Below are 7,298 nucleotides of genomic sequence, written 5' to 3'. Positions count from 1 at the left end.
GCCCCTCCCTTGGTGCGTCGGCTATTTTTTGCGAGCGCTGCGCACTCGAGCGGGAGCAAGCTCCCTCGCCACAAGAGCAGCGTCGATGACCTGCAAACAAAAACGGCAGCCTCACCGGCTGCCGTCTCTGTTTAACCAATCACCTCAAGCCAGGCGCGACAACATTTCCTGCGCTTCACTCTTCTGCGCGGCATCGCCTTCGTTGAGGACCTCGCCGAGGATATCCCGGGCGCCATCGTCGTCGCCCATATCGATATAGGCCTGGGCCAGATCGAGCTTGGTTGCCACCTCGTTGGTGCCGCTGAGGAAGTCGAAATCCGGCTCGTCATCAGCAGTTGCCAAGGCATCATCGGCCGTGAAGGTCGGCTGACCGAGGCTGTCGGACAAACGATCCAGCTCGGCGTTGACATCGTCCAGCTCGGATTCGAAGGCATCCTTGGGCTGGTCATGGGCATCCATTTCGTCCGCCAGGGACAAGTCGAAATCCGCCGGTAGTTCAAGATCGTCGGCCGGTGTGTCGTCCAGGGCGGGCTTTTCGGCAGCCGGGACGTCCAGGCCCTTGAGGTCATCCTCCAGGTCCAGCAGGAAGTCTTCATCCTCCAGGGCGGGTGCCGGAGCATCGGCGCCCAGGTCCAGGTCGAACTCAGACAGGTCGTCGAGGCTTTCATTGGCCTCGGTCTGCTGCTTGAGCACCGACTCGAAACTCAGGTCATCGTCTTCCGGAAACGCGTCCAGCTCGTTGAGCGGCTCGGGTGCCGGCGTCGCGGGCGTCGTATCAAAATCGTCCAAGCTCAGGTCAAAAGCGTTGTCGAGCTCTTCATCGGTCGCCGGCTTGTCTTCCAGCAGTGCCTTGACGTACTGCGCGTCCAGCTCGGCAGCCACGGCTGCGGCCGCCAGGCCTGCGCCAGCGGCGACCGCCATGGCCGGGAAACGGCTCTTGAGCTGTTCGACCTGGGCGTAGTTTTCACCGTTGGCCACCAGTTGGCGTTCCTGGGCAACAAAAGCGTCTCGGTCGCCTTGTTGACCATAGACCTCCATCAACTTCAGGCGCAGGTCGCTGCGCTGAGGCTCAGCCTTGATGCCTTGCTCCAGCAGATCGGCCGCTTGGTTCAAGCGACCGCGATCGATGTGCGATTGGGCCTGAGGCAATACGTCGTCGGAACGATCGGCGGCCGGGGCGACCAACGGTGCGGCGATAGGTGGCGTGACAATCACCGGCGCAACCACCGGAACCGGCTTAGGCGCTGGGGCTGGCTTGGGTTCGAGCTTTACGCTGGGTGGTGGAACCTCAATGCCCTCGAAGCTGCTCGGGGGCAGATCGAGCTCCGGGGAGAAGTCGGCCTCCTCCTCGAGGGCTCGGGCCATGCGCAGGTGTTTCTCGGCTTCCTGCTGGGCCTTGCGGCGACGAGCAAGCAGCAACAGGAGCAGCAACACGACCAACGCGCCGCCGCCAATCAGCCCCAGGAGAATCGGATTGGTCAGCAGGTCGTTGTATTTCTTTTCATCGGAAGCGGCAGGTGTCGGCTCGACCGGTGCGGCGGCCGGCGTCGCTTCCGGAGCGGCCTCGGGTGCCGGTGTTGGGACTGGTGGCTGTGCCGTCGGCGCCGGGGTCAGCTCGGCCGACATCGTCGGGGTCGACTCGCCCGCAGGCGGTACGGCGGTGCCATCCGCCTGCATTTTCGCCAGCTGGTTGTTCTTCAGCTCGATCAGGCGCTGCAGCTTGTCCAGTTGGCTCTGCAGGTCGGCCATGCGGCTTTTCAATTCTTCGTTGTCGCGGCGAGCCGCATCGAGGCTCTCCTGGGTCACGGCAAGCTGGTTGCTCAGTGCCTGGGCATCGCCGGCAGGGCCCTTGCCCTTGGCGCCGGCCTTCGCCGCCTCGGCGGAAACCAGGCTCAGGTTGTCGCGCGCGGCGGCCTGGGCTGGCGCGCCATCGCCAGCGCCCCGCTTGGTCGCGTCCAACTGTTGCCGGCCGCTACCCGCCACACCCCGACGTCCCTGGCGCCAGGCGGCGTTCTGTGCAGCTACTTCGGCGATGGCCTGTGGTTGCGGCAGCGCCGTGCTTTGCACCGGATCCGGCAGGCGCAACACCTGACCGGTCTTGAGCAGGTTGATATTGCCGTTGATGAAGGCGTTCGGGTTCAGCGCCTGAATCGCCAGCATGGTTTGTTGCACCGAACCGCCGTTGCGCACCTTGGCGGCGATTTCCCACAGGGTGTCGCGCGGCGTGGTGGTGTATTGGGACGGCTTGGTGGCGCCGGTGACCGGTGTGGAAACCGCTTGGGACGGCTTCGCCCGCGCAGCATCGGCGGCCTGCGGCGAGAATTTTGAAGGGTCGAGCAGTACGCTGTAGTCGCGCAGCAGGCGGCCGTTGGGCCACATTACCTGCACCAGGAACTTGACCATCGGCTCGGACAGCGGCCGGCTGGACGTCACCCGCAGGACGCTACGGCCGTTGGCATTGATCACCGGGGTGAAGCTCAGGTCATTGAGGAAGGCTTGGCGGTCAATGCCCGCCTTGGCGAATTCTTCGGGGGGCGCCAGGCTCGGCACGACTTCGGCGGCGGTCAGTTGCTGGACATCGAGCAGCTCGATCTCGGCGACCAAAGGCTGGTTCGGCGGCGACTTCAGGGTCAACTCCCCGAGCCCTAGCGCTTGCGCCATACCGGAGGACAGCGCCGAGGCGGCCGCTATTGCTAACACCAGTTTGCGAACTTGAACCATAGCCTCTTCCTTTGTTTGAACATTCCTCGGCCAGCGAGAAGGTGTTGATGCCGCTGCCGTAAGGCATTGCGCGCAGCCCCGAAGCGACGGCGCGCGCGATCGTTTCACTCATGCCCGAGGACGCCCCGGGGAGGAGGTTCGCCTTCAGCACTCTGGCCAAGCATAGCGCCCAGCTAGACTCATTCGACAAATTGTTGCCAAGTATCTTTTACAGCAAGTCTTTTATCAACAACTCAGCCACCTGCACGGCATTGAGCGCCGCGCCCTTGCGCACGTTATCCGACGTCAGCCACAGATTCAGTTCCGCCGGATCGTCCACGCCACCGCGCACACGCCCGACATAAACCACATCCTGGCCGACCGCATCGCCTACCGGCGTCGGGTAGTCGCCCGCCTCCACCAGCTCGATGCCGGGCGCCGCCTCCAGGGCTGCGTTGACCTTCGCCAGGTCAACGGCGACCGCAGACTGTACGGTCACGCTAAAGCTATCGCCGAAAAACACCGGCGCTTGAATGCAAGTGACGGAAATCTTTAACAAAGGTTGCGCCAGCACTTGGCGCAGCTCACGAACCAGGCGCTTCTCCAGCAGCGTATGGCCTTGCTCATCCGGGACTCCGACCTGGGCCAGCAGGTTGAACGCCATCTGCCGATCGAAGAATTTCGGTTCCAGCGGACGGGCATTGAGCAACTCGGCGGTCTGGCGCGCCAGCTCGCTCACCGCTGCGCGCCCCTGGGCGGAGACGGCGAGACTGGCGGTCACGCTGATGCGTTGCAGGTCCAGGCAATCGCGCAGCGGCGCGAGCACCACGGCGAGCGCAGTGGCCGAGGCGCTGGGGCTGCTGACCTGGAACGGTTTGCCCAGGCCGGCCAGCAACTGGGCGTTGGCCTCTGGCACGATCTGCGGTGCCTGCTCCGGCGGCAGCGCGCCGGAGAGGTCGATCAGCGCACAACCGGCGGCCGTGGCGCGTGGGGCAAAACTCAGGGTGACCGCCGGGCCGGCAGCGAAGAACACCAGTTGGACCTTGGCGAAATCAAATTCATCGACCTCGCGCACCCGCACGTTCTTGCCGCGAAACAGCACCGAGCTGCCTGCCGACTCGCTGCTGGCCAGCAGGTGCAGGGTGCCGATCGGAAAATCCCGCTCTTCGAGAATCTGCACCAAGGTTTCGCCGACAGTACCGGTGGCGCCGATCACGGCAATATCAAAGGACTGGCTCATGGATCTACCTCAGGTAAAACGTGGGGAGCGGCACTTTACCGGGTGGTGGGTAGGCAGGCAATTGCGGTGCCTGGAATGACCTCTTCGCGAGCAGGCTCGCTCCGACAGGTTTTGTGTTCTACAGAGATCCAACGTGGGAGCGAGCCTGCTTGCGAAGAGGCCGGGTCACATACCCCAACACCTCAGCGCTGTTTTCCAATAAAAAACCCGCGCCTCTCGCAAGGCACGGGTTCTTCAACAGCAGCAACCGATCAACGCTCGAGCAGGATCCGCAGCATGCGCCGCAGCGGCTCGGCCGCGCCCCACAGCAGCTGGTCGCCGACGGTGAAAGCACCGACGAACTGCGAGCCCATGTTCAGTTTGCGCAGGCGGCCCACCGGCACGTTCAGGGTGCCGGTGACCTTGGTCGGGCTCAGCTCTTGAATGCTGGTTTCGCGATTGTTCGGCACCAGCTTGACCCAAGGGTTGTGCTGGCTGATCAACCCTTCGATGTCGGCGATCGGCACGTCCTTGTTCAGCTTGATGGTCAGCGCCTGGCTATGGCAACGCATGGCGCCGATGCGCACGCAGATGCCGTCCACCGGGATCGGGCTCTTGAAGCGACCGAGGATCTTGTTGGTTTCGGCCTGGGCCTTCCACTCTTCACGGCTCTGGCCGTTAGGCAGTTCCTTGTCGATCCACGGAATCAGGCTGCCAGCCAGCGGCACGCCGAAGTTCTCGGTCGGATAGGCATCGCTGCGCATCGCCTCGGCGACCTTGCGGTCGATGTCGAGGATGGCGCTCGCCGGGTTGGCCAGGTCATCGGCGACAGCGGCGTGGGTCGCGCCCATCTGCTTGATCAATTCGCGCATGTTCTGCGCGCCGGCACCGGAAGCCGCCTGATAGGTCATGGCGCTCATCCATTCCACCAGACCGGCCTCGAACAGGCCGCCCAGGCCCATCAGCATCAGGCTGACGGTGCAGTTGCCGCCGATGTAGTTCTTGGTGCCCGCGTCCAGTTGCTGGTCGATGACCTTGCGGTTGACCGGGTCGAGGATGATCACCGCGTCGTCCTGCATGCGCAGGCTGGAAGCGGCGTCGATCCAGTAACCCTGCCAGCCGGCTTCACGCAGCTTGGGGAACACTTCGCTGGTGTAGTCGCCGCCCTGGCAGGTCAGGATCACGTCGAGGGTCTTGAGCTCTTCGATGCTGTAGGCATCCTTGAGCGCACCGGTGTCCTTGCCCACGGACGGGCCCTGGCCACCGACGTTGGAGGTGGTGAAAAACACCGGCTCAATGAGATCGAAATCCTGCTCTTCCAGCATTCGCTGCATGAGCACGGAACCGACCATGCCGCGCCAACCGATCAGACCTACACGTTTCATCGCAACTACACCTATACAAAAGTGGGCCACCGTCGAAGCAGTGGGCCCGAAAGATTACAGATTCCGCAGCGCGGCGACTACTGCATCGCCCATTTGCTGCGTACCGACCTTGGTGCAACCTTGTGACCAGATGTCACCGGTGCGCAAGCCCTGGTCCAGGACCACGCTGACGGCTTTTTCAATCGCGTCGGCGGCATCGTTCAAGTTGAAGCTGTAGCGCAGCATCATCGACACCGACAGGATGGTCGCCAACGGGTTGGCAATGCCCTGCCCGGCAATGTCCGGCGCCGAGCCGTGGCACGGCTCGTACATGCCTTTGTTATTGGCATCCAGGGAGGCCGACGGCAGCATGCCGATGGAACCGGTGAGCATCGACGCTTCGTCGGACAGGATGTCGCCGAACATGTTGTCGGTGACGATCACGTCGAACTGCTTCGGCGCGCGCACCAGTTGCATCGCGGCGTTGTCGACGTACATGTGGCTCAGCTCGATGTCCGGGTAATCCTTGGCCACCTGCTCGACCACTTCGCGCCACAGTTGGCTGGAAGCCAGCACATTGGCCTTGTCCACCGAACACAATTTCTTGCCACGCACGCGGGCCATGTCGAAGCCGACCCGGGCGATACGGCGGATTTCGCTTTCGCTGTACGGCAGGGTGTCGTAGGCCTGACGTTCGCCATTTTCCAGCTCACGGGTACCGCGCGGGGCACCGAAGTAGATACCGCCGGTCAGCTCACGAACGATGAGGATGTCCAGGCCGGAGACGATTTCCGGCTTCAGGCTCGATGCATCGGCCAGTTGCGGATAAAGAATCGCCGGACGCAGGTTGCCGAACAGGCCCAGTTGCGCGCGAATCTTCAGCAGCCCGCGCTCGGGGCGGATGTCGCGTTCGATCTTGTCCCATTTCGGCCCGCCCACGGCGCCCAGCAGCACGGCATCGGCGGCACGGGCACGGTCCAGGGTTTCATCGGCCAGCGGCACGCCGTGCTTGTCGATGGCGGCGCCACCGATGACGTCGTGGCTGAGTTCGAAACCCAGGCCGTACTTGTCGTTCGCCAGCTCCAGGACCTTGACCGCCTCGGCCATGATTTCCGGGCCGATGCCATCACCTGGGAGAATCAGAATCTGCTTGCTCATGCTTTCCTCGTTAACTGTCGGCGCCCTTGGGCTAGCCGGGAAAAATGCTATCGCTCGGCCCACAGCACCAGTACATCCGTACTGAACGAACCATCGGCCTCAATCTGAAAATATTCACGCACTTCATCGCCCATCGAGCGCTGCAGCTCGAGAATCGCCGCCCGCATTACCTCCGGAGTACGCATGCGCTCGACCCACGAACGGTATTCCAAGCGCAGACGCTGGCGCGAGGTGCTGCGGCTGTGCAGCCCCGCGTCGCTGACCTGCTGCAACCACTCGGCGGCCGAATAGTCGCGCACATGACTGGTGTCGCGCAGCACTTCGACGCTTTGCAGGTAGGTATCGAGCAGCGGCATGCCCGGCGACAGGATATCAATGAACGCCGCTACGCCGCCCGGCTTGAGCACCCGGCGCACTTCCCGCAACGCCAGGCCCAGGTCGCTCCAATGATGCGCCGAATAGCGGCTGAACACGAAGTCGAAATCGCCGTCGGCGAACGGCAACCGCTCGGCAGCGCCACGTACCGTGCCGATATTGCCCAGGCCACGCTCGGCCGCCGCTGCGGCAACCACGTCGAGCATCTGCTGGGACAGGTCGTAGGCCACCACTTCACCAGCCAGCGGCGCCACATGGAAGCTCACATGCCCGGCGCCACAGCCCAGGTCCAGCACACGGGCATTGGCGTGACCGGCCAGCTCGGCCTGCAGCAGGGCGAATTCGGCGCCCTGGGCGTGCACGGCGCTGCTCAGGTAGGCCGAGGCCTGTTCGCCGAATTGCTTTTGTACGACCTGGCTGTGGGCGGTGCTGGTCATGGGACTTCCTTTTGGGCTGTAGCCTTGTGGTGTCAGCACCGCCGT

At 63.6% G+C, this 7,298-nt stretch carries 5 protein-coding genes; all 5 read right to left on the bottom strand.

All coding sequences use genetic code 11. The features are described 5' to 3' along the window. Positions 1 to 144 precede the first annotated feature (144 nt). Positions 145 to 2,721: a FimV/HubP family polar landmark protein gene (locus ACE04F_RS10500; protein WP_486106467.1), complete on the bottom strand. Its 2,577-nt coding sequence runs from the start codon at positions 2,719 to 2,721 to the stop codon at positions 145 to 147. Between the two features lie 208 nt (positions 2,722 to 2,929). Then, on the bottom strand, positions 2,930 to 3,940 hold the full coding sequence (locus ACE04F_RS10495; protein WP_486106465.1) for an aspartate-semialdehyde dehydrogenase: 1,011 nt from the start codon (positions 3,938 to 3,940) through the stop codon (positions 2,930 to 2,932). Between the two features lie 251 nt (positions 3,941 to 4,191). Then, complete coding sequence (gene asd / locus ACE04F_RS10490) at positions 4,192 to 5,304, bottom strand: aspartate-semialdehyde dehydrogenase (RefSeq protein WP_486106463.1); 1,113 nt, start codon at positions 5,302 to 5,304, stop codon at positions 4,192 to 4,194. 54 nt (positions 5,305 to 5,358) lie between these two features. After that, positions 5,359 to 6,441 carry a 3-isopropylmalate dehydrogenase gene (gene leuB, locus ACE04F_RS10485; protein ID WP_063320312.1) on the bottom strand — a complete coding sequence of 361 codons (1,083 nt, stop codon included), beginning with the start codon at positions 6,439 to 6,441 and terminating at the stop codon, positions 5,359 to 5,361. Between the two features lie 47 nt (positions 6,442 to 6,488). Further along, the gene (locus tag ACE04F_RS10480; RefSeq protein ID WP_486106461.1) at positions 6,489 to 7,253 is read right to left on the bottom strand and encodes a class I SAM-dependent methyltransferase; all 765 of its coding nucleotides are present in this window, start codon (positions 7,251 to 7,253) and stop codon (positions 6,489 to 6,491) included. Positions 7,254 to 7,298: the final 45 nt, after the last annotated feature.

Source organism: Pseudomonas sp. AGC41 (assembly GCF_057334555.1).
Note: the sequence above shows the minus strand (reverse complement) of the source record. Positions and strands in the feature narration are given on the sequence as shown.

Excerpts from the sequence above, each read along its gene's own strand:
- ACE04F_RS10480 (WP_486106461.1), bottom strand. The coding sequence starts at position 7,253 with ATGACCAGCACCGCCCACAGCCAGGTCGTACAAAAGCAATTCGGCGAA.
- asd (WP_486106463.1), bottom strand. The coding sequence starts at position 5,304 with ATGAAACGTGTAGGTCTGATCGGTTGGCGCGGCATGGTCGGTTCCGTG.
- leuB (WP_063320312.1), bottom strand. The coding sequence starts at position 6,441 with ATGAGCAAGCAGATTCTGATTCTCCCAGGTGATGGCATCGGCCCGGAA.
- ACE04F_RS10495 (WP_486106465.1), bottom strand. The coding sequence starts at position 3,940 with ATGAGCCAGTCCTTTGATATTGCCGTGATCGGCGCCACCGGTACTGTC.
- ACE04F_RS10500 (WP_486106467.1), bottom strand. The coding sequence starts at position 2,721 with ATGGTTCAAGTTCGCAAACTGGTGTTAGCAATAGCGGCCGCCTCGGCG.